This is a genomic window from Thermanaeromonas sp. C210 (assembly GCF_013167955.1).
In the GTDB taxonomy this organism is placed as follows: domain Bacteria; phylum Bacillota; class DSM-521; order Neomoorellales; family Neomoorellaceae; genus UBA12545.
Genome location: NZ_BLWF01000004.1, coordinates 458,382 through 478,705, shown reverse-complemented (window position 1 = coordinate 478,705; position 20,324 = coordinate 458,382). Strand labels below are relative to the sequence as shown.

Genomic DNA, 20,324 nt, shown 5'->3' with positions numbered 1-20,324 from the left:
ATGGGCTTATGGGATGTTTTGCTGGGCCGCAGCCGCGTGCCTTCGGCCCGAACCGAGCCCCTCTTTACCCTGAGTACCGCCCGGCTTACCCTGGAAGCCATGTCAGGGTGGATACCGGCGGGCAGGGCCGGTTTAGTATTGCGGCCTGCCGAGGATAGCGCTTTTGCTGCCGCCGCTCAAGAGGCCCGGGATCTGGTGGGGCTGGCGTCCCAGGAGCTGGGCAGCCGGGTGCAGGTAGAGGGTGACGAGTACGGTTACACCTGGTTTGTGTTTCACGACCGGGACTGGGAGGACCTGGTGGCCTTAACCCACATGGCCGGGCAGACCCTGGTGGAACAGGGATACGGCGATCGGCTCTTGGCCGCCGTCTTTCGCCTCGAGCAAAGGGAAACTACCACTCCCGTCCTCTACCTTATCTTTAATTACAAACGGGGCTCCTTTTATCCCTTTATTCCCGTAGATCATAAGGGGAAGGAGCGGGATACCGCAGGCGAGATGCGGCTTTTCGCCCTTCTGGAAAAGGAACTTCCCCTGGAGAAAGATTTGAGCCGGTGGTACCCTTTATGGAACAACCCTGTTTAAGGTCCGGTAACCTGTAACGAGGAGCGTGAAAAAATAATGGGTATCCTATCCCGCATGTCCACCATTTTTAAGGCCAAGCTTAACAAGATCCTGGATGCAGCCGAAGACCCCCACGAAACCCTGGAATATTCATACCAGCGCCAGCTGGAGCTCTTGCAGAAGGTGAAGCGCAACTTGGCCGATGTGGTGGCCTCTAAGAAGCGCCTGGAACTGCAGGTGGTGCGCCTAAAGGAAAATATGGGGCGGCTCGAGGGGCAGGCCAAGGAGGCGTTACAGCTGGGAAGGGAAGATCTGGCCACCGCCGCCCTGGAGCGCAAGCAAGTGCTGGCCGCTCAGCTGGAGGGATTGGAAGAGCAGATTAAGGGGCTGGAGCAGGAACAGGAAAAGCTGGCCACGGTCGAGGCGAGATTGCGGGCCAAGGTGGAAGCCTTCCGCACCAAGAAAGAAGTCATCAAAGCCCAGTACTCGGCGGCCCAGGCCCAGGTAAAGATCAGCGAGGCAGCCACCGGCCTATCGGAAGAACTGGCCGACGTTTCCCTGGCCATCCAGCGGGCGGAAGAAAAGACCGAGAAGATGCGGGCGCGGGCACAGGCCATTGATGAACTGGTGGCCAGAGGAGTCCTGGACGATGCCCTGGAAAGCGCCGACCCCCTGGAAGCAGAGCTCCGTCGTGTTTCCGCGGCGAGTAAAGTCCGGGAAGAACTGGCCCGGCTAAAGAAGGAGGTGAGGAAGGAGTGATTATCCGCATCCTCACCGAAGGCCAGTACCGGCTGAAAAATGAGGCCCTTAGCGAACTGGACAAATTAGACGACGAGCTGCTGGAGGCTATTGCCAACAACGACGAAGAAGGTTTCAACCGCCGTTTCTGCGAGGTGCTGACATTAATCCGCGACCGGGGCACCAAAGTAGAGGATACGGAGCTGGTAGAATCCGACCTGGTTTTGCCTGCTCCGGACACCACCCTGGAAGAAGCCAGGGAGCTCTTCGCCGCCTATCCCCGGAAACTGGGCGATTTCTAGCGCCTACGAAGGCTGCAGGAGAGGGTATACATCTTCAGGACCGCGGAGATGGCGTCTCCTAGCGGCCGGGCATCCAATACGAGTGAAAAAGACTACACCTTCGCTGTAGCTCCGGAATTATCCTCCGGCTACGGCCTTTTCCTTTTCGCAATAGGGGGGGGGCGGCCTTTGCCCGTCTGCCCTGCTGAAGCGCAAGGGACCTTTCCCCTGACGTATCCCCTGGTTTGATGAGGGTGATTTAGCTCGTAAGCGAGCGACTTGAGCTGAGCGAAAGATAATCTTTTGCGAAATTGAGGACGGAGGCGGGGCCGAGGCCATGGACGGCCGAGGCCGGTCCTGAGGCACGGAAGCCGAATGAGCCGGAAACCCCGCCGGAGGCCGAAAATTGAGCGCTTGTTTGGTCTGCAAGGCTCAGGGAGCGAGCGAGGGCCAAATCACGCCCAGGCAAAAAGCGGGGATGCGCCAGACCCCTCCACGGGTGCAGGTTAAAGGATCTTACTTAAAAAGGCCTGGGTCCGGGGATTTTCCGGCCGGTTGAAAACCTTATCCGGGGGGCCCTCTTCCACGATCCTGCCTTCGTCCATGAACATTACCCGGTGACCCACTTCGCGGGCAAAGCCCATCTCGTGGGTTACTACCATCATGGTCATCCCATCTCGGGCCAGGTCCCGCATCACTTCCAGCACCTCTCCCACCATCTCCGGATCCAGGGCCGAGGTCGGCTCATCGAAAAGCATAACGGCAGGCTGCATGGCCAGGGCCCGGGCGATGGCCACCCGCTGCTGCTGGCCGCCGGAAAGCTGATCCGGGTACGCCCTGGCCTTATCTTCTAGTCCCACTTTGCGCAGGAGCTCGTAAGCCAGCTCTTCCGCCCTTTCCCGGTCCAGCCTTTTCACCACTATGGGAGCTAAGGCAATATTCTCCAACACATTCTTATGGGGAAACAGGTTGAAGCTCTGAAACACCATACCTACCTTCTGCCGGACCAGGTTGAGGTTCGTGGACGGGCTGGTAAGCTCTGTCCCGTCGATAATGATAGAGCCCTCCGTAGGTTCTTCCAGCATATTGAGACAGCGGAGGAAGGTGCTCTTGCCCGACCCGCTGGGGCCGATGATTACCACCACTTCTCCCGGGGCAACGTCGCAATCGATACCCCGCAAAACCTCCAGGCGGCCGAAGCGCTTTCTTAACCCCCTAACCCTTATCATCGGTGACGTCCAACCTCCTTTCCAGGAAATCTACCAGGCGCGAAATGGAGAAGGTCAGGACTAAGTAGATCAGAGCTACCGTGAACCAGATTTCAAAGGGCCTGAAGGTGCTGGCTATGATGATCTGTCCCCGCCGGGTCAGCTCCGTAATGCCGATGACCGAGAGCAACGAGGTGTCCTTGAGGAGGGCAATGAATTCGTTACCCAGGGGAGGGATAACCCGCCTGAAGGCCTGGGGTAGAATAACATACCGCATGGCCTGGCCGTGGGTCATGCCCAGGCTCCGGGCGGCCTCCATTTGCCCCCGGTGAATGGACTGGATGCCGGCCCGGAAGATCTCCGCCACATAGGCCCCGCTGTTTAGACTGAAAGCGATGAGGGCGGCCCAAAAGGGGGGGATCCGGGTTACGGGAGAGCCCAGCTGCTCCAAAATCTGGGGGAAGCCGAAGTAGACAATAAAGACCTGCACCAAAAGGGGTGTGCCGCGCAGGAAATCAACATAACAGGTAGCCAGGGAACGGATGATCTTCTGCCTCGACAGGCGCCCCAGCCCTACTATGAGACCTAGTATACATCCTACTAATACGGCCAAAAAGGCCAGTTTTATCGTCTCCAGGGCTCCCCCGAGGAGATAGGGAAAGGAATTGAGGATCAGATTCAAAAGTGCCACCTCGCCCGTAGGACATAAAATATGCGTAGCACCGGCCTGACCGGCCACTACGCATTATATACTACCATAAACTTAACCGATGGAAAGCGCCATTTTTTGATTTACTTGGGCGGTTCTCCAGGCAGAAATTCGGGCGGTGCCTCCCCGAACCACCGTTGATAAATCTCGTCGAACTTCCCGCTCTCCTTGAGTTTCCTGAGGCCCTCATTAATTTTTTCCAGGAGCTCGGTATTCCCTTTGGGGATAGCAATGCCGTATAACTCGCTGTTGGCCAGGTCCCCCACGATCTTTACCTTTTCCTTGTTGTTACCTTGCTGGATAAAGTAGACGGAAACGGGATAATCGTTCACAAAGGCATCCACGCCGCCGTTGATCAACTCCATAAAGGCATCGTTAACCGTGTTATATTCGGTTACCTGCGCACCCTCTATGTTGTTCTTGGCGTACTTGGCCCCGGTGGTACCGATCTGGGCGGCTATCCTCTTGCCCTTAAGATCGGCGAAACCTTTGATGGTGTCGTTGTCCGACCGGACGGCGACGCAGAGGCCGGACTGGTAATAGGGCAGGGAGAAATCTACCTGCTGCCGGCGGTCGTCATCAATGCTGATGGCCGAGATGGCCATATCCACATTTCCGGTGGTCACCGCCGTAATAATCCCGTCAAAGCCCATGTCCTTGAACTCTACTTCGAAACCCTGCACTTCCGCCACAGCCTTCAAAAGCTCGATGTCGAATCCCACGAATTCGCCGCTATTCTGATCCCGGAATTCGAAGGGAGCGAAGGAGGCTTCCGTGGCCACCACGTATTTGGGCTTCGATGCGCCCTCTCCTGCACTGCTAGGTTGTTGCTCCGATTGGCCTGAGGTGGAGCCCCCGCACCCAGCGGCCGTCACGGCCAGCAGTAGGGCGACGGCTAAAAAGAGTAAAGTCCTAAAAGATGTCTTCACTTTCCGACCTCCTCCTTTGGTAGGCTTACTGCGTAAACCCCAAACGACAGTGATATTCGCCAAAAGGGGCAGAACTCCTGCCGGGGAAGGAAATTTCATTGACAGGCAGTGTTGCTCGTGGGAAAATCAAGTTTGGTGGTTCGGGTGGGTAAGGAACTTGTTGCAGCTTTGGGGCTGTTGAGTGTTGCCGCGGTCTGGGGCGCAACCTTTTATTTCGTGCGGGAAGCCCTCCAGGACATACTCCCCTTCCACTTTCTTTTTTACCGCTTTATGGCCGCCTGGATTTCTCTGCTGCCCTGGGCCCGGAAGGCCCGGCTGTTTCGGAACCGAAGGGCCCTTCTTCACGGCTGCGCGGCCGGCCTCTTCCTCTTCGGCGGGTACGCCTTCCAAACGGTGGGCCTCCAATACACCTCTGCCTCCAAAGCGGCCTTCATTACCGGCCTGTCGGTGGTCATGGTACCCCTCATGGAGGCCGCCATAAAGAGAAAAGCGCCTCCTATCAGGATAGTGGTTGCCACCACCCTGGCGGCCGCCGGGCTGGGGTTGCTGTCCCTCGAAGGTTCCCTGGCCCTATCCTACGGCGACTGGCTGGTCTTTCTGTGTGCTCTCTGTTTTGCCGGCCATGTAGTGTTCATCGACAGGGTCACCCGTCTCCACGGCTCCACGGAGCTGGCCTTGATCCAGCTGGTCACCGTAAGCCTCTTGAGTGCCTCCTTCCTGCCCTGGGAACCGTCCCGGGTCGTCTGGTCGGCCAGGGTCGTTGAGGCCCTGGTGGTGACGGCCGTCCTGGCCACCTCGGCGGCCTACCTCATCCAGGTCAGGGCCCAGCGCTACCTATCGGCTTCGGCCACGGCCGTTATCCTGGCCACCGAGCCGGTTTTCGGAGCCGTCATCGCCTGCCTCTTCGGGGGTGAGATCCTGGGCCCCAGGCAAATACTGGGGTGTGCCCTGATACTCGTGGGGATGGTGGGCGTACAGGAAAGGCGGCCGCGGCCAAGGGAATTCACCGGCGGGACACATAGGGATTATCCTTGAAGTAAAACCTCAGGGGCCAGTCCGCAGCCTCCCTGATGCCTATGCGAGGTGCGGTTACAATATCCGGCCGGGCCTCGCCGGGTAAAGGAGGGTAAAAGCGGACTGCGCCCTCCACTACACTCTCACCGTTGAGGTTCCGGTCGATGCCCATGGCCCGGGCTAGCCTGCCGGGTCCGCTGCACAGTTGCCGGTCATGGGAAGTGCTCCGCCTTCGCCTCATGAGTTCCACGCCGGCCACCGGCTCCAGGGCCCTCAAAAGCACGGCTGCCGGGACTTCGGCTCTGTCCGTAGTTACATTTACGCAGTAGTACATACCGTATATTAAATAGACGTAGAGAAAACCCGCGGGACCGAACATGACGGCGTTGCGCTCGGTAGGGCCGCGGGCCGAATGGCAGGCAGGGTCATCCCGGCCCAGGTATGCCTCGGTTTCCACCACCCGCCCCACCGTCAGGCCTTCCGGAGAAAAGTGGGCCATGTAGGTTCCCAGCAATTCCTGCGCTACAATCTTCGTATCCCGGGCAAAAAACCCATAGGGTAAAGGTTCCTGTCTCCAGGGAAGCAATTCACCCGCCCCCCACGGCTGTTTCCCCTTCTATTTTAACACCGATGCGCGAATTAAAGGACACCCTTGCTGGTACGGCAGCCATTGGTAGCCTTAGCCTTTAATGCGGCGGATCTTGGCTGCTGCCATTAACGCCACAGGGTACAGGAAGTAGGCCGGGAAAAAGTAAAAGGGCCAGGTGCGGGAAGCAAAGCGGATCAGCTGGGGCAGGTTCTCATGGATTGTGGGGGCCAAAAAGGTCAGCAGGAGGGCGGTGGGCAACACAAGGGGACGGTAGTCCTGGAGGTTGCAAAGCTGGGCGGTGCCCAAGGTGAAGACGTAGAAAACCGTACTGAATTTTAGAAAGACGCCAAAGGTCCAAATGAAAATACCTAGGGGGTCCACGCGCTGCAGAATATCACCTACATTAATAAGCTGTATGGCGGTCAGGCTGGGGAAACTGTTCCTGGCAGCTTCCGCCGGACCTAAAACGATGATGTTGCGCACGAGGACCGTGGCGAGGAGAAGGTTAATTAGAATCACGGCCAGAACGAAGGGGCGGTGGCCCTTGCCGGGACTGATGAGGAACGGAAAAACCATTAGGAAGAAGACGGTCTCCCCGAAGGGGAAGGCAAAAGAGGGCAGCACCCCCCGGAGCGGAGGGAGGGGCCCTTCGGCCATAATGGGCCGGAGGTTTTCCCAGCGGGGTAACCCCGGGGTGATCAGGGTCAGTAAGCCCAGGAGGATAATGCTTATGATAAGGAAAGGGGTTACCAGTTCGGCGAGGCGGCCCAGGGCCTCGAGGCCGGCGCGGACTGCCCAAGCCCCCAGGCCGGCCATGATGCCCACAAAAACCGGCAGGGGGGTGCTAACCATAATGGCCACAACATATAGTTCGCTGAAGTCGAGCAACAACAGGGCCGCCAGGTGCAGGGCGTACCAGAGGAAAAGGAGGTTTAACAGGGTACCCAGGAATCTCCCCAGGAGCCGCGGGGCGTACTGGATGGGGGTTTCTTCCGGAAACCTTCCGCCCAGGCTGGAGTAAAGATAGGCAGCTCCCACGCCCAAAGCCCCGGCCAAAAGGTGCGAGATCCACGCATCCTGTTTGGCCGGCCCCGTGGGTATGATCAGGGGCGAAGAACCGATGAGAAAACCCATTACCAGCATAAAGAACTGCCAGTTGGAGATCCGACCTTCCTCCCGCATGGCGGAGGGCACCTCCCCGATGCTAATATCTCCCGCCAGGCCCATTCATATGTAAGGGCAGTATAAAATGGCAGCCGGGCGCCACACTAAGGGTAGGTACTTTAGCGGGCAGAAAACGCCGGAGTTATTATCTCGGTGGGAAGGGATGACCGGCTGTTGCTCAAGATGTTGCACCGCCTGTGGAAGCGAACCCGTGCTAGAAGACAAAGGCATTCCCAGACCGTGCCGGGGAAGGGGAAGAGCCAGGCGCCCCTGTCCCCGGACCTCAAGGCCAACGTCCGTTACTTGCAGGAAACCTTCGGTTATAGCCAGGATTTGGTTATTAGGGAAGTAACGGTAAAAGAACGACGAGCGGCCCTGGCATATCTCGAAAGCATGGTGGACCGCGACGTAATCCAGAGGGATGTTTTGCCGTCCTTAATGAAGCTCGGGAGAGAGGGAGGCTACTCCGCCCGGGAGTTGGTCACCTTAGTGCGGGATAACTTGAGTATAGGTCACTTGAAGGAGCAAGACCGGTGGGGGGATGTAGTTTACGGGTTGCTCGACGGCCAGGTAGCCTTGTTAATGGATGGATCTAGGCGGGTCCTACTCCTGGGGGCCGACAGCTGGGAGAAGAGGGCGGTGACCGAACCCGAGGTAGAGACGGTGATCCGCGGCCCCCGGGAGGGGTTTACCGAGGACCTGCCTACGAATATATCTCTGATCCGGCGACGCCTGCGGACTCCCGACCTGCGCTTCGAAACCTGGTACCTGGGCCGGGCCACCCATACCCGGGTGGTGATCAGTTACCTCGAGGGCCTGGCCCTCCAAGAGGTTCTGGAGGAGCTGCGCAGCAGACTGAGGAGGATTGATACCGACGGTATCCTAGAAAGCGGCTACATAGAGGAAATGATTGAGGATTGTCCTTTTTCACCCTTCCCCCAGTTTGCCCGTACGGAAAGGCCCGACCGGGTAGTGGCGGACATCCTGCAGGGGAGGGTGGCCATCTTGACCGATGGTTCTCCCTTCGTCCTTACCCTGCCCATAAACCTCTTTACTGAACTGCAGGCCGCCGACGACCTTTATGAGCGCTGGGTTGTAAGCTTTATCAGGTTGTACCGCTTTATCTCCATTTTTGTTGCCCTGCTGCTTCCGGCCCTTTATGTGGCCTTCACGACTTTTCACCACGAGATGATACCCACCGTCCTGGCGGTGGCCATAGCGGCCCAGCGGGAGCGGGTCCCCTACCCGGCCTTTCTGGAGGCCTTGCTGATGCAAATAATCTTTGAAATACTGGTGGAAGCCGGTCTACGCCTGCCGCGGCCCGTGGGCCAGGCCGTGACCATTGTCGGGGCGCTGGTTATCGGCGAGGCGGCCATCAGGGCCGGGCTGGCCTCGGCCGCCATGGTAATTGTGGTGTCCCTAACGGCCATCGCTTCCTTTACTAATCCCACCTTCGGCCTGGGCACCGCCATACGGATGCTGCGTCTGCCTATGATCTTCCTGGCCGGCTCCCTGGGTATATTTGGCATTTTTGCCGGTGTTTTAGCCATTTTAATCCACCTGGTTACTTTAAGGAGCCTGGGCTTGCCCTATCTCGCCCCTGTGGCCCCCTTTATCTGGGAAGATCAGAAGGATGTGGTTTTCCGGGCCCCCTGGTGGCTCATGGTGACCCGGCCCAAACTGGAGGGCGGCTTGAGGAACTTCATTCGGACCAAACCCGGCAACAAGAAGTTTGTGCCGCCCCGGGCGGAACCCCCGGAGGCTGAAATAGAAACCATGATGGGGGAAGGAAACCGGCCTCGCGGCAAAGGGCCTTCTAGGAGGCCGAGGCATTGATGCTAAAGCGCGCTACGGCCTTCTTGGCCGCCGGCCTTTTCCTCATGCTCACGACCGGCTGTTGGGATCGCCGCGAAATCAACGACTTGGCCTTTACCTCCTGTTTCGCCTTTGATGTTGAGGGGGAGGAGCGCATCGCCACGGCGGAAATTGTGAGGCCGGCTGCTGTGGCCGGAGGGGGAGAGGGCGGGGGGGGAGGGGGCACCGGTGCCGCCCTGCCCCAGCGCAACGTAATCCTGGCCAGTGAGCGGGGAGATACCCTCTTTGGTGCCGGAAGAAGGCTCGCTTTAAGGCTTCCCCGCCGCACGTATGTGGCCCACACCGATGCCGTGCTGGTGGGGGAGGAACTGGCCCGCAGGGGTTTGAGGGAAGTCTTGGATCACCTGGAACGGCATCAGGAATTCAGGCGTACTGCGTACATTTTGGTCACCCGGGGCTCGGCCAGGGATGTTTTGGTGGCGGCTCAGGGAGGGCTGGAGGCCACCCTGGGCCGGGAGATTACCGGCCTGAGCAGGTGGGTAAGGACCAGCGGCTTCGGCATCGTACCCACCATTCATGATGTAATCGTAGAGTTATCGGCAGGCGCCTCCGCTGCCCTTATCCCGGTGTTAGAGATCAGCGCCCAGCCCCTGCCACCTTCTCCGGGAGCGGCAACGAGCGGAAATGCTGCTTCCGGGGGGAGTGGTCAACAAGGGGCTGTAAGGGTACCTGACCCCGAAATGTTGAGGACGGTAAGTTTAAAGGGAGCAGGTCTTTTTCATCAGGACCGCCTGGTAGGGTGGCTGGACGAGCACCAGACCCGCGGCTGGGCCTGGGCCAGGAATCAGGTGAGGCGGGCTATCCTGGAACTCGAGTGCCCGGAGGACAAGAAAAAGGTTTCGGTAGAAATAACTGACTCCCAGGGCAAGGTCCAAATCCAGACTTCAAAGGGCGAGCTTCAGGGTATAATCACGGTAAAGGTAGAAGGCAACCTCCTTGAGCAGCAGTGCCTCCATGATCTAACCGCCGTAGAGGTCCTGAGGATACTGGAAAGCCAGGCGGCAGCGGCTATCGCCGGGGAAATTAACAGTGCGGTGGCCCAGGCCAAACAAGCAGGGGCCGACGTCTTTGACTTCGGCGGGGCCCTCTACCGCCAGGAACCCCAGTTGTGGAAGCAGCTAAAGGCCCGGTGGCCCGAGGAGTTCAAGAAACTGCCGATAGCGGTTCAAGTAGAAGCTAAAATAAGGCGAACGGGCCTCAGTTTGAAACCCTGGCAACCCGGGGCCCGGTAAAGGGCCGCACTCATTTTGATGGGGAACAGGGGGAACAACCGGTGTTAAGGTTGCTGGTGGTCCTCACCTTATATGGAGCCGTTTTTCTGGTGGAGGGTATTCCCCTTATTCGGCGCCGGGACTGGAGGACTCTTCTCATCTTTACAGGGCTATGCCTCCTGGGATTGGCCTTGGCCATCCCTTGGTCCTTCGGCCGCCACCTCTCCTTCCCCTCCCAGGCCTTAATGGAATTCTTCGAGCCCCTGGCCCAAAAAGTTCTCGGCCCCCCGGAGTAAGCCCGGACTTCCTGGGTTGGCAGAAGGAATTTCCCGAGGGCAAAGCGAATTCTCTCCTAAAAAAGGCCCATGGCCGCGGACGGGGTGAATAGCTTGCCGATTGATGTTATCGAACTCCTCAAAGAGAAGATCCGCCGGGAAGGGAAGGTGATTTCGGGAGATATCCTCAAGGTGGATTCTTTTTTGAACCACCAGATCGACCCGGTCCTTATGCTCAAGGTGGGAGAGGAGTTTGCCCGGCGCTTTGGCGGAGAGGTAATAAACAAGGTGCTGACGGTGGAGGCTTCGGGAATAGCCGTTGCCCTGATGACCGGTTTGGTTCTGCGGGTTCCGGTGGTTTTTGCCAAGAAGCGGCAGCCTTCCACCATCGGCTCCGGGGCGTACCGAGGGCAGGTGCGTTCCTTTACCAGGGAGGAAGTAGTGGATATCGTGGTTGCCGGCAGTTATCTGGGCCCGGGAGACCGGGTGCTGATTATCGACGATTTCCTGGCCTCGGGTGAAGCCGCCCGGGGGCTCCTGGAGATTGTGGAACAAGCCGGCGCCGAGGTGGCAGGGGTCGGCATAGTGATTGAGAAGGTTTTCCAGAGCGGGGGAGACTACCTGCGCCGCCAGGGCATGCGGGTGGAATCCCTGGTGCAGATCGGCAGCCTGGAGGGAGGTAACATCGAGTTTTTGAACTGAACGGCTCAGGAACCCCTCCTGACGTGTCCCCATTTTATGGGAGAGAGAGGCCTGCCTTGGCTTGGAAAGCGAGCGACTAAACCCGAGCGGGTGCCAAACTTCACGAAGCCGAAAGCGGAGGCGGACCCGAGGCCATGGAAGGCCGAGGCCGGCAACTGAGACAGGATGTCGAATTTGCCGGGAAGTCCGCCTTAAGCTCTGAGGCTGAGTGATAGTTTGGCCCGCGAGGGTTTCTGGAGCGAGCGAAAGCCAAGCAGGCCTAGGCTCGAAAGTGAAGATACGTCAGCCCCCCTCTTCTTGCACGTTTCTCCATTATGTGATAATATTGACTTTACGGTAGTAATGGATAGATCTAACCGCTGAGGAGGGTAAGCCATGAAGATACGCTGGCTTGGTCATGCAAGTTTTTATCTCACCACTCCGGCAGGAGTGAGGGTGGTTACCGACCCTTATGGGCCCGACGTTTCGCCTGCGGCCCAGGAAGTTGAGGCCGACCTGGTGACCGTAAGCCACGAACACTGGGATCATAATTACTTAAAGGGCGTTAAGGGAGACCCCGTAATACTGCGGGGGTTAACCTCGGAAGGGGAAGGGTGGAATGAAGTGGACACTACCTTCAAGGATGTCCACGCTTACACCGTCCCTACTTACCACGATGAGGTTCAGGGAGAGAAGCGGGGCAAGAACGCCGTTTTTGTCCTGGAAATCGGCGATTTGCGCCTGGCCCATCTGGGCGATCTGGGCCACCTCCCGGACGCGGAACAATGCCGGAAGATCGGGCAGCCGGACATATTAATGGTGCCTGTGGGCGGCTACTTTACCATTGACGCGGGAGAGGCCTGGCAGATAGTAGAAAGCTTGCGGCCCCGGCTGGTATTGCCCATGCATTACTTGACACCCGGTATGCGCGGCTTCCCCATCGCCGGAGTGGACGAGTTTACCTCCGGCCGGGCCAACGTGCGGCACTTGGGCCGTAGCGAGGTGGAGGTTGATAAGGCCGGCCTGCCGGCGGAGACAGAGGTTTGGGTATTGAGCTTGGGCGAAGGTGCCTTCCGCCTGTAAAGGCATGCAGGGGAGGGACACCTTTACTACCGTAGCCGGCCAGGCCGAAGTTGAGCTCAGGTTCGAACGCTCGGTGTTTATAGGCTGCGCCAAAGAAGTGGCAACGGAAGCCGAAGCCGCAGATTTTATCTCCGCGCGCCAGAAGCTTCACCGCGGGGCAACCCACAACTGCTTTGCCTACCGCCTGGGCTTGCCGCCCCGCGAAATAACGTACTACAGCGACGCCGGGGAACCCTCCGGTACGGCAGGGCGGCCCATCTTGGGAGCCATCTCCCGCCTGGGCTTGACCAATGTGGCCGTGGTGGTCACCCGCTACTTCGGCGGTAAGAAGTTGGGGGTGCGCGGCCTTATCGAGGCCTATGGCCAAACGGCGCGGCGGGTCCTGGAGGAAGCCGGGCAGATAGAAAAGGTGGTCACGCGGCCGTTGGCCCTTAGTTGTTCCTACGCTGCTCTGGAGCGGGTACTCTATCATATAAATTCCTGCGGGGGACGAATGGTAACTGCAGACTACGGCCCCTGGGAAGTCCATTTACAGGCGGAGATTCCCCTTTTTGCCGTAGACCTTTTCCGGCAGAAGGTGGCCGACCTGGTCGTGTTTAAAGAGCAAAGATGTGACGGCCGATGACGGTGATCTGAGGCCGGGTCCAGATCCAAGGGCTGGTAGAAGTAGCGGGATTAAAAAAGTAGAGGGCACCTCCGCTGGGGTCCCAGTCCGCCAGAGCATCCTGGCTCGCGCGGTAGTCGGATTCCTCCACCTTGGCCTCCCAGAAGGTACCGTTCATTACGCTTTCAAAGGCCCAAGGCTCAAAGATAACCCCGGGTATGGTGGAGGGGAAGTCGGGGTGGCGCGTGCGGTTTAGGACCACGGCCGCAACGGCCACCTTGCCGATATAGGGTTCCGCCTTGGCCTCGGCGGCTACCAGCCGGGCCAGCAGGTTGATCTCTTCCGCCGGCAGGCCTGGGGGGAGCGGTTTCCCCGCCGCCGGTGGGGGTAAGGGCCGGGCCTGGATGCCCGGGATAAGGATTAACCCGAGCAGTACCAGGGCAAACAACCATCTCCGCCCCTGAGGGGGCCATTCCCGCTGCCATGTTCGAACCGTGTTGAGCAGTATATGCAGCCACTGCCGCCTCTCCAAGGGTCTTTATCCTCCAGAGATACAGTACTCTAATACTAAACTACCCTTCTTCTCGGGCTTTTATCCTCAGCCTTCGCCACAGCAAGTCCAGGGCGCTCTGGCTGGCCCGCCATTTAACTTCTTCCCGCCCCCCCTGAAAGAGCTCCCGGCGCACCTGGATGTCTCCCTGCAAATCTACGGCCACATATACCAGTCCGACCGGCTTAGTAGGCGTGCCGCCGCCCGGGCCGGCAATACCGGTAATCCCTACCCCCACGTCGGTACCGGCCAGGTGCCTTATGCCCCGGGCCATGGCCAGGGCCACTTCCCGGCTCACTGCCCCCTGGCGGTCCAGCACCTCCGGAGGTACTCCCAGGAGCCGTACTTTGGCTTCGTTGGCGTAAGCCACCAAACCCTGGCGGAAATAGATAGAGCTACCGGGAACGTTGGTAATCCGGTGGGCCAGCAGGCCGCCGGTGCAGGACTCGGCTACCGCCAGGGTCCACCCCCTGGCGGCTAAAAGACGGCCTACTACCTCTTCCAGAGTCTCGTGATCGGCGCCGTAGACGTAATCCGTCAGGCGCCGCCGGATTTCCCTTTCCACGGGCTCTATAAGGGCGAGGGCGGCTTCGGTATCGGGAGCCCGCGCCGTTAAGCGCAAGTGTACTTCTCCGGTTTTGGCCAGGGGGGCTAGGGTGGGGTTAGTTCCGGCCAGGAGGTCGCGAACCTTCTCTTCTACGGTCGACTCTCCCATCCCGGTAACCTTAAGCACCCGGGAAAGAATGACCTCCTCTTCCCGACGGTAACTCCTTAACAGGGGCAGGAGCTCCTGGGTGAGCATGGGTTGAAATTCCCCCGGCGGTCCGGGCAAGCAGGCGTAAAGTTTAGCTTGATGGGGGAGAAAGATTCCCGGGGCCGTACCCAGGGGATTGGACAGGAGCCGGGCCCCGCGAGGAAGGAGGGCTTGTTTCAAGTTTTGGCTCGGCATGGGACGGTTGCGTGCAGTGAAGAAGCGCAGGATGTGTTCCCGGGCTTGGGGATCTTCCTCCAGGGGAAGGCCCAGGGCGGAGGCCAAGGCCTCCCGCGTCAGGTCGTCTTCAGTGGGACCCATACCACCGCCGATGATGACCAGGTCCGCCCGCCCCTTTGCTTCCAGGATGGCCTGCTTAATGCGCTCCAGATTATCGCCCACCACCACCTGGCGAAAGAGGCTAATGCCCGCGGCGGCCAGCTGTTCAGCCAGAAAGGCCGCGTTGGTGTTTACCACCTGGCCCAGGAGGAGTTCGGTGCCCGTGAAGATGGCTTCTGCCAGCAAGGGAGTCCACCTTTCCTTATGGGAATGGAGCGAACATGGTCACGAAAGGCTCTCCATGGGAGCGTTTTTCCGTCCCCCTAATGTCGGCTTACCTCAGCGGCGGCGGGTTCATGACCTCCTGCGCCGGCGCCGTGGCTGTTGATGGCGGTCACCGCAAGCCCCAGGATGAGCCAGAAGATTAAAAAGAGGACGAGGTGAACCTTTTTCATACTTTCCCCCCTCGAGGGTCAGTATAGCAGAGGCCCGACAGCCTTGCAACGGTGCTCCTCCGGAACTTATAATTATTTCAGGATTTCTTAATACTTTCTTTACCTTACCGTAGTAAAATGAACGGTGAGTAGCTTCTACATTGAAGGTTAAAGGAGGGAAGGTCCATGTATGACCGAAATGGCAGACGGAGTCTAGGATGGTTGCTCCTTTTGGTTTTTCTGGCCGGGGTAGCCGTTACATCGGCCTTTTTCGTCCTGGGAGGGGCTTCCCGGGCCTTTGCCTTGCCGCCCCAGCAAGAAAATAGGCCACAGCAGGTGAGCGCCAACCAGGCCGGTGCCACGAGTCTCCCCCCGGGGCTCGGACCCGACGCCATTGCCAATATTGTAGAGGCGGCCAGCCCGGCAGTGGTGAGGATTGATACTACGAGCGGCGGGCTACAGGCCCCCTTCAACGATCCCTTTTTCCGGCAGTTCTTCGGCATACCCGACGGGCGCCAGCAGCAGGGTCTGGGTTCGGGCTTTCTCATCTCTTCTGACGGATATATTTTGACCAACGAGCACGTAGTGGAGGGCGCCGAGGAAGTAGAGGTTACCATTGTCGGCTTTGACCAGCGGTTCAAGGCCAGGGTAGTGGGTGCGGATCGGGATTTGGACCTGGCCGTACTTAAGGTGGACGTGGGCAAGCCCCTGCCCTATCTCAAACTGGGAGATGCAGACCAAGCCCGGGTAGGGGAGTGGGTTATAGCCATCGGGAACCCTTACGGCCTGGACCATACCGTCACCGTGGGCGTGCTTAGCGCCAAGGGCCGTCCTGTAGACACCCAGGACCGCCACTATGAAAATCTTCTCCAAACCGATGCCTCCATTAATCCCGGCAACAGCGGTGGGCCTCTACTTAACCTCCGGGGTGAGGTCATCGGCATCAATACGGCCGTCAAGATCGATGCCCAGGGCGTGGGCTTTGCCATCCCGAGCACCACCGTCCAGCCGGTCTTGAACGACCTCATGACCAAGGGTAAGATCAGCCGGCCGTGGTTGGGAGTCCTTTTACAGGATATGACGCCCGACATAGCCGCTTACCTGGGAATCAGTAACGTCCAGGGAGTTCTAATAAGGGAAGTGGTCTCCGGCGGTCCGGCGGCCAAGGCCGGACTCCGTACGGGCGACGTCATCCTCCAGGTGGACGGTCAGGCCGTCAATTCGGCCACCGAGCTGGTCAAACTGATTCAGCAGAAACAGATAGGGCAGACCATCCAGCTGGTGATCTTTCGCCGGGGCGGCCGGGTAAACGTAACGGTGACCCTGGCCGAAAAACCGTCGACCTGGTAAGCAACCGGTGGGGGAGTAGTGGGGGCCCTTCCTGTGGGGCCCCTCCTGTTCCCACCAGCGCGCCTTATCAGCTCTCACCTAGGCCGACCGCCCCGGTTTATCCCCGCCGTCGGGCACGGCCCTTCACGTAGCCAACATGAACCCGCCTATAAGGGCCTTCCGGCCCCATTTATGGTGTACCCCCGTAAACTGGGAAGGAACCTCCTCGCCCGGAACAGGAAAAAAGCAGGAAAGGGCTCCAGTTTTGTCGAATTAACCCGGAGTTCGCCTCAAAGGGAGAAGTTGCATGGAAAGGAAAAAGCTCCTTCTTCTGGTGTTGCCGGGGCTCTTTCTGGCCTTTTGGTCCTGCGGACTCCAAAGCGTCCTCCATTCCTCCCCCCGGGAAGTGGGTCCGAACCTGGTCGGCTACGACCGGGTGGTGCTGGACCCGCCCCCCGTGAAAATGGGCGGAGAAATCCTTATCCCGGCCCGCTATCTTTCCCCCGCCGGACGGGGGTACGCTGCGTCTCCTGCCGGGCAGTATCTCCCCTTAGATGCCGCCCTGGATGCCTGGGGTCTGGCGTTTTCAGGTGTTGATCCCCGGGAAGTGAAGCTCCCCGTTCCGGACGGGGGCTGGTCGGGCCGGTTCCGTTATCGCTTTCACCCCGTATATAACATCCAGGCCAGGCTAGACCTCGCCGGAGAGCTCCTGCAGGGCAAGCTCTTGCTGGCCTACCAAAACCCCTATTTTTACCCCTTAACCGAGCTCCAATTCAATCTCCCGGCCAATGGCATGGCCGAGGCGGCAAATTCCCTGACCGTTCACCGCGTTAAAATAAATCAAATAGAAGCCGCCTTTATGGTTCAAGGCACCAGGCTGGAGGTGCCCTTGAACCGGCCCCTCTTTTCTAGGCAAACCTTGGTAGTAGAAATAGATTTCTCCACCCATATACCGGATAGAGCGGCCCGGCTGGGAGTCTTTGACGGGGTTACCATGGTTTCCGGCTGGTATCCCCTTTTAGCGCCGCGGCAGGAGGGAGCCTGGCAGGGGATGGCAGAAGGGGCGAGCTTTGGCGAACCTTATTTTGCCGACGCAGCCTACTACCAGGTGGATCTCCGGGTGCCTTCCCACCTGGTAGTGGTGGCCAGCGGCCGGGTTACGGGCCGCACAGAAGGTGGTGGCTGGACCGGCTGGTCCTTCAGCAGTGAACATCCCATCCGGGAGTTCGCCTTTGCCGCAGGCGCCGGGTGGCAATTCGCTGGCCGCCGGGTGGGGCCGGTGGAGCTGGTGGTGGCCACCCGCAGTCGGCCGTCCCCCGAGATACTGGATACGGCGGTTCAGGCTTTAAAGTATTTTCAAGAGTACTGGGGCACCTATCCCTATTCCTATCTTCACCTGGTAGAGGTTCCCCTGGAGGGGCTTTCGGGAATGGAGTATCCCGGTCTGATCTTCCTGAGCACCTTAAAGGGGTACAGCCCGCCGGTGGTCGTCCATGAGGTGGCCCATCAGTGGTGGTATAACCTGGTGGGGAACGACAGTATCCGGGCGGCCTGGATCGACGAAGGGCTGGCGGAATACAGCACCTTGCTCTACTACAGCTTCGCGGACCCCGACTACTACCGGATGTGCAAGGAGGAGATCGCTTCCGTGGCGGGGAGGGAACTTGAGCTCGCGGACTTACCTTTGACCGCCTATGCATCGGAAGAAGATTACCGCCGCATTGTCTACCGCCAGGGGGTTCTTTACTGGCTGCGCTGGGAGGAAAGCATGGGCCGGCAAGCCCTGGGTGATGCCCTGCGGTACGTCCAGGAGTATTATCGCTTCGAAAGAGTAGGGGTGGAGGCGTTACAGCGGATACTCGAGTTTTACCGGGATCCCCAGAAACATCTTGCCTATTGAGGCCCGATTCAAGTATAATTAAGGCGAAATTGACAGAATTTCCCCGAAAAAGGCAAACCGGCCGAAAGGCCGGGGCGCAAAGCTACAGGGTCTAAGGCCGTCTTTGTGGCGGCTATGACAGCCAGCTGCCGTGGGTGGACCGGGGCTACCCGCAGTGTTTCGTAGCCCCTTTTTATTATAAATTAAATTAAATGAAGTAGTTCATAAGGTTTAAGGAGGTAAAAGGGAAGTGGCAAGGTTGTCGTTGCGTCGTCGCCGAGCGGGGCAGGACAAGGGGGAGGTGAAGGGCAAGGAGGCAAAAAGAAGTTTTTTCCTGGCCCGGCTAAAGCTGCGTACCAAATTAATGGGCGGCTTCCTTCTGGTCATTGCCGTCTTCGTGGCCGTCGTTATCATTGTTAACTTCAATCTCCAGCGCATTTCCCAGGTGGCCGAGGAAGTCGTCAAGCTTCAGGAGCAACATGAGTTATTTACCGAAATGTCCAATGCCATATGGGATAGTTACCGGCGGACTACCGACTACATTATCAACGGTTCCCAGACCCATGTTTTGAGTTTCCAGGACTCCATGGAGCGGTTTGACGAGGCCAAGGGCCAGCTGGACCAGATGGAACTGGACGACCAGGCCCGAGGGTTTTTGGGCGCCATGGCCATGGCCGCCAAGAGTTTTAGAGATAGTTTTGAAGGAACCATCCTCAAAACCAGCCGCGAAGATCGGATGCAGGCTCTCCCTATCTTGAGTTTTCAGATGGGGGCTGCGGTGGACAATGTCAACAACGTCGGGAGCCATTTAAAGCAGGAAATGGCCGTCCGGCGGGATGAGGCCCAGAATCAGTTACATACCGCCATTATCTATACTAGGTCCACCCTCCTGACGGGCCTCATACTGGCCTTCCTCATGGGTATGGCGGTGGCGTTCCTTTTCACCCGCCTTATCGGCCGTCCTATAGCTCAAATTGCAGCCTACGCCGACCGGGTAGCGGACGGGGATCTTACCGTGGCCGCCTTAGCCGTTAAATCCGACGACGAGCTGGGGCAGCTGGCACGGGCCTTTAACGCCATGGTGGCCAAACTGCGAGAGCTCATCGGCCAGGCCAGGGCTATGTCCACCGAAGTGGCCCGCTCCAGCCAGGACCTGGCCCAGATGTCCCAGGAGCTGGGGGAAGCGGCCCGGCAGGTGGCGGTTACCGCCCAGGAAATGGCGCGGGGTGCCGAGCACCAGGCACAGCAGGTGAGCGAGACGGCCACGGCCATCGAGGGCCAGGCTAGCAGGGTGGAAAGCGTCCACAACCAGGCTGAGGAAATGGCCACCTTTTCCGGGCTGGTGGTGGAGAAGACCGGGGAGGGGGCCCGCACGGTAGAAGAGGCCAACCGCCAGATGGAAGCCATTGCCCGGCGGATGGAAGGCCTGTCCCGTACCGTGGAGGAGTTGGGGCGGCGCTCTTCCGAGATAGGCCAGATTGTAGGCGTCATCTCCGGCATAGCCGAGCAGACCAACCTCCTGGCCCTCAATGCGGCCATTGAGGCAGCGAGGGCCGGCGAGCAGGGGCGCGGGTTTGCCGTGGTAGCCGAGGAGGTGCGGAAGCTGGCCGAACAGTCGGCCAAGGCCAGTGAACAGATAGTTGGGCTCGTGAACGAGATCCAGAAGGAAATGGGCAGGGTTGTCCGCGAGATGCAGGAAGGGGTCCAGGACGTAGCCAGAGGAACAGAGGTAATGGGGCGGTGTGGCCGGGCCTTCAGCGCCATCGAGGAAGCCATCGGCCAGCTTACCGACAAGATTCGGGATGTAACCCGGAAGGCCGAGGAAATGGCGGAGGGAGCCCGTAGAATCAAAGAGGCGGCCGAAAGCCTGGCCGCGGGTACGGAAGAGGCGGCGGCGGGTACCCAGGAGGTTTCGGCCGCTGCCGCCCAGCAGACCGCCGGGGTGGAAAAGATCGGCCAGGCTGCCGCCAACCTCGCCCAGGCGGCAGGCGCCCTGGAGGCAGCGGTAGGGCAGTTCAAATTATAACTTTTTCGCCGCGTCGGCAGGATTTTAGCCTGGGCATGGGAAATACATTACATGCTGCTCGAAGTGCCGGGAGTTCTGAAGGATAGTTTAAAATGCCGGGAGGCCGGTCTGCCCGGGGGCGGCCGGCACCACGCTCTGGGGAGAGCCCTGGAAG

At 59.1% G+C, this 20,324-nt stretch carries 21 protein-coding genes and 1 riboswitch; of the genes, 13 read left to right on the top strand and 8 right to left on the bottom strand.

Annotated elements, in window-relative coordinates; all coding sequences use genetic code 11:
• Genes pspAB through pspAA form a run of 3 tightly spaced genes read left to right on the top strand, consistent with a single transcriptional unit; the run spans nucleotide 1 to nucleotide 1,601 of the window.
• Nucleotides 1–582 carry a PspA-associated protein PspAB gene (gene pspAB / locus TAMC210_RS12710; RefSeq protein WP_173299158.1) on the top strand — a complete coding sequence of 194 codons (582 nt, stop codon included), beginning with the start codon at nucleotides 1–3 and terminating at the stop codon, nucleotides 580–582.
• Nucleotides 583–618: 36 nt separating this feature from the next.
• Nucleotides 619–1,320, top strand: a complete 702-nt coding sequence (locus TAMC210_RS12705; protein WP_173299157.1) for a PspA/IM30 family protein — start codon at nucleotides 619–621, stop codon at nucleotides 1,318–1,320.
• On the top strand, nucleotides 1,317–1,601 hold the full coding sequence (gene pspAA, locus TAMC210_RS12700; protein ID WP_173299156.1) for a PspA-associated protein PspAA: 285 nt from the start codon (nucleotides 1,317–1,319) through the stop codon (nucleotides 1,599–1,601). The genes TAMC210_RS12705 and pspAA overlap by 4 nt, the downstream gene beginning before the upstream one ends.
• A 485-nt stretch (nucleotides 1,602–2,086) precedes the next feature.
• Here pspAA and TAMC210_RS12695 read toward each other — a convergent pair whose 3' ends face one another.
• The 3 genes from TAMC210_RS12695 to TAMC210_RS12685 form a co-directional block, all read right to left on the bottom strand.
• Nucleotides 2,087–2,809: an amino acid ABC transporter ATP-binding protein gene (locus tag TAMC210_RS12695; RefSeq protein WP_173299155.1), complete on the bottom strand. Its 723-nt coding sequence runs from the start codon at nucleotides 2,807–2,809 to the stop codon at nucleotides 2,087–2,089.
• Nucleotides 2,796–3,470 (bottom strand): amino acid ABC transporter permease, encoded by a 675-nt coding sequence (locus tag TAMC210_RS12690; protein ID WP_173299154.1) that lies wholly within the window; start codon nucleotides 3,468–3,470, stop codon nucleotides 2,796–2,798. The genes TAMC210_RS12695 and TAMC210_RS12690 overlap by 14 nt, the downstream gene beginning before the upstream one ends.
• A gap of 110 nt (nucleotides 3,471–3,580) precedes the next feature.
• The gene (locus TAMC210_RS12685; protein ID WP_254388667.1) at nucleotides 3,581–4,426 is read right to left on the bottom strand and encodes a basic amino acid ABC transporter substrate-binding protein; all 846 of its coding nucleotides are present in this window, start codon (nucleotides 4,424–4,426) and stop codon (nucleotides 3,581–3,583) included.
• A gap of 135 nt (nucleotides 4,427–4,561) precedes the next feature.
• Here TAMC210_RS12685 and TAMC210_RS12680 point away from each other — a divergent pair, with 135 nt between their 5' ends.
• Nucleotides 4,562–5,461: a DMT family transporter gene (locus TAMC210_RS12680; protein WP_254388690.1), complete on the top strand. Its 900-nt coding sequence runs from the start codon at nucleotides 4,562–4,564 to the stop codon at nucleotides 5,459–5,461.
• Here the strand turns inward: TAMC210_RS12680 and TAMC210_RS12675 are convergent.
• Together TAMC210_RS12675 and TAMC210_RS12670 are read right to left on the bottom strand one after the other, a co-directional pair.
• Nucleotides 5,430–6,026 carry a DNA-3-methyladenine glycosylase gene (locus tag TAMC210_RS12675; protein ID WP_173299151.1) on the bottom strand — a complete coding sequence of 199 codons (597 nt, stop codon included), beginning with the start codon at nucleotides 6,024–6,026 and terminating at the stop codon, nucleotides 5,430–5,432. The genes TAMC210_RS12680 and TAMC210_RS12675 overlap by 32 nt on opposite strands.
• A 93-nt stretch (nucleotides 6,027–6,119) precedes the next feature.
• Entirely contained in the window at nucleotides 6,120–7,211 is a 1,092-nt protein-coding gene (locus tag TAMC210_RS12670; RefSeq protein ID WP_173299150.1) for a GerAB/ArcD/ProY family transporter, read from the bottom strand.
• A 135-nt stretch (nucleotides 7,212–7,346) separates the two neighbouring features.
• On the opposite strand from TAMC210_RS12670, the gene TAMC210_RS12665 reads away from it, so the two are divergent.
• The 6 genes from TAMC210_RS12665 (at nucleotide 7,347) to TAMC210_RS12640 (ending at nucleotide 12,943) form a co-directional block, all read left to right on the top strand.
• Entirely contained in the window at nucleotides 7,347–9,029 is a 1,683-nt protein-coding gene (locus tag TAMC210_RS12665) for a spore germination protein (RefSeq protein ID WP_254388666.1), read from the top strand.
• Complete coding sequence (locus TAMC210_RS12660; RefSeq protein WP_254388689.1) at nucleotides 9,029–10,300, top strand: Ger(x)C family spore germination protein; 1,272 nt, start codon at nucleotides 9,029–9,031, stop codon at nucleotides 10,298–10,300. Before TAMC210_RS12665 ends, TAMC210_RS12660 begins: the two co-directional genes overlap by 1 nt.
• A gap of 41 nt (nucleotides 10,301–10,341) precedes the next feature.
• Nucleotides 10,342–10,575 carry a hypothetical protein gene (locus TAMC210_RS12655; RefSeq protein WP_173299148.1) on the top strand — a complete coding sequence of 78 codons (234 nt, stop codon included), beginning with the start codon at nucleotides 10,342–10,344 and terminating at the stop codon, nucleotides 10,573–10,575.
• 108 nt (nucleotides 10,576–10,683) lie between these two features.
• Nucleotides 10,684–11,256, top strand: a complete 573-nt coding sequence (locus TAMC210_RS12650; RefSeq protein WP_173299246.1) for a xanthine phosphoribosyltransferase — start codon at nucleotides 10,684–10,686, stop codon at nucleotides 11,254–11,256.
• 375 nt (nucleotides 11,257–11,631) lie between these two features.
• Nucleotides 11,632–12,318: an MBL fold metallo-hydrolase gene (locus TAMC210_RS12645; protein ID WP_173299147.1), complete on the top strand. Its 687-nt coding sequence runs from the start codon at nucleotides 11,632–11,634 to the stop codon at nucleotides 12,316–12,318.
• A complete protein-coding gene (locus tag TAMC210_RS12640; protein ID WP_217267380.1) occupies nucleotides 12,302–12,943 on the top strand; it encodes an IMPACT family protein in 642 nt (213 codons plus the stop codon). Before TAMC210_RS12645 ends, TAMC210_RS12640 begins: the two co-directional genes overlap by 17 nt.
• Here the strand turns inward: TAMC210_RS12640 and TAMC210_RS12635 are convergent.
• From TAMC210_RS12635 to TAMC210_RS13710, 3 genes are all read right to left on the bottom strand, one after another.
• Nucleotides 12,915–13,454, bottom strand: coding sequence for a cell wall hydrolase (locus TAMC210_RS12635; protein ID WP_173299146.1), 540 nt, complete (start codon nucleotides 13,452–13,454; stop codon nucleotides 12,915–12,917). The genes TAMC210_RS12640 and TAMC210_RS12635 overlap by 29 nt on opposite strands.
• Before the next feature lie 40 nt (nucleotides 13,455–13,494).
• Nucleotides 13,495–14,748, bottom strand: a complete 1,254-nt coding sequence (locus TAMC210_RS12630; RefSeq protein WP_173299145.1) for a competence/damage-inducible protein A — start codon at nucleotides 14,746–14,748, stop codon at nucleotides 13,495–13,497.
• A 77-nt stretch (nucleotides 14,749–14,825) separates the two neighbouring features.
• Complete coding sequence (locus tag TAMC210_RS13710) at nucleotides 14,826–14,957, bottom strand: hypothetical protein (RefSeq protein WP_256366500.1); 132 nt, start codon at nucleotides 14,955–14,957, stop codon at nucleotides 14,826–14,828.
• Between the two features lie 165 nt (nucleotides 14,958–15,122).
• On the opposite strand from TAMC210_RS13710, the gene TAMC210_RS12625 reads away from it, so the two are divergent.
• From TAMC210_RS12625 to TAMC210_RS12615, 3 genes are all read left to right on the top strand, one after another.
• Nucleotides 15,123–16,286, top strand: a complete 1,164-nt coding sequence (locus tag TAMC210_RS12625) for a S1C family serine protease (protein ID WP_173299144.1) — start codon at nucleotides 15,123–15,125, stop codon at nucleotides 16,284–16,286.
• Between the two features lie 286 nt (nucleotides 16,287–16,572).
• Nucleotides 16,573–18,165: a M1 family metallopeptidase gene (locus TAMC210_RS12620; protein ID WP_173299143.1), complete on the top strand. Its 1,593-nt coding sequence runs from the start codon at nucleotides 16,573–16,575 to the stop codon at nucleotides 18,163–18,165.
• Between the two features lie 41 nt (nucleotides 18,166–18,206).
• A riboswitch (cyclic di-GMP riboswitch) is annotated at nucleotides 18,207–18,298 on the top strand.
• A gap of 96 nt (nucleotides 18,299–18,394) precedes the next feature.
• Entirely contained in the window at nucleotides 18,395–20,170 is a 1,776-nt protein-coding gene (locus TAMC210_RS12615) for a methyl-accepting chemotaxis protein (RefSeq protein WP_173299142.1), read from the top strand.
• Nucleotides 20,171–20,324: the final 154 nt, after the last annotated feature.

Coding starts and splice junctions, on each gene's coding strand:
- pspAB (WP_173299158.1), top strand. CDS start 1: ATGGGCTTATGGGATGTTTTGCTGGGCCGCAGCCGCGTGCCTTCGGCC.
- TAMC210_RS12705 (WP_173299157.1), top strand. CDS start 619: ATGGGTATCCTATCCCGCATGTCCACCATTTTTAAGGCCAAGCTTAAC.
- TAMC210_RS12695 (WP_173299155.1), bottom strand. CDS start 2,809: ATGATAAGGGTTAGGGGGTTAAGAAAGCGCTTCGGCCGCCTGGAGGTT.
- TAMC210_RS12670 (WP_173299150.1), bottom strand. CDS start 7,211: ATGCGGGAGGAAGGTCGGATCTCCAACTGGCAGTTCTTTATGCTGGTA.
- TAMC210_RS12660 (WP_254388689.1), top strand. CDS start 9,029: ATGCTAAAGCGCGCTACGGCCTTCTTGGCCGCCGGCCTTTTCCTCATG.
- TAMC210_RS12645 (WP_173299147.1), top strand. CDS start 11,632: ATGAAGATACGCTGGCTTGGTCATGCAAGTTTTTATCTCACCACTCCG.
- TAMC210_RS13710 (WP_256366500.1), bottom strand. CDS start 14,957: ATGAAAAAGGTTCACCTCGTCCTCTTTTTAATCTTCTGGCTCATCCTG.
- TAMC210_RS12625 (WP_173299144.1), top strand. CDS start 15,123: ATGTATGACCGAAATGGCAGACGGAGTCTAGGATGGTTGCTCCTTTTG.
- TAMC210_RS12620 (WP_173299143.1), top strand. CDS start 16,573: ATGGAAAGGAAAAAGCTCCTTCTTCTGGTGTTGCCGGGGCTCTTTCTG.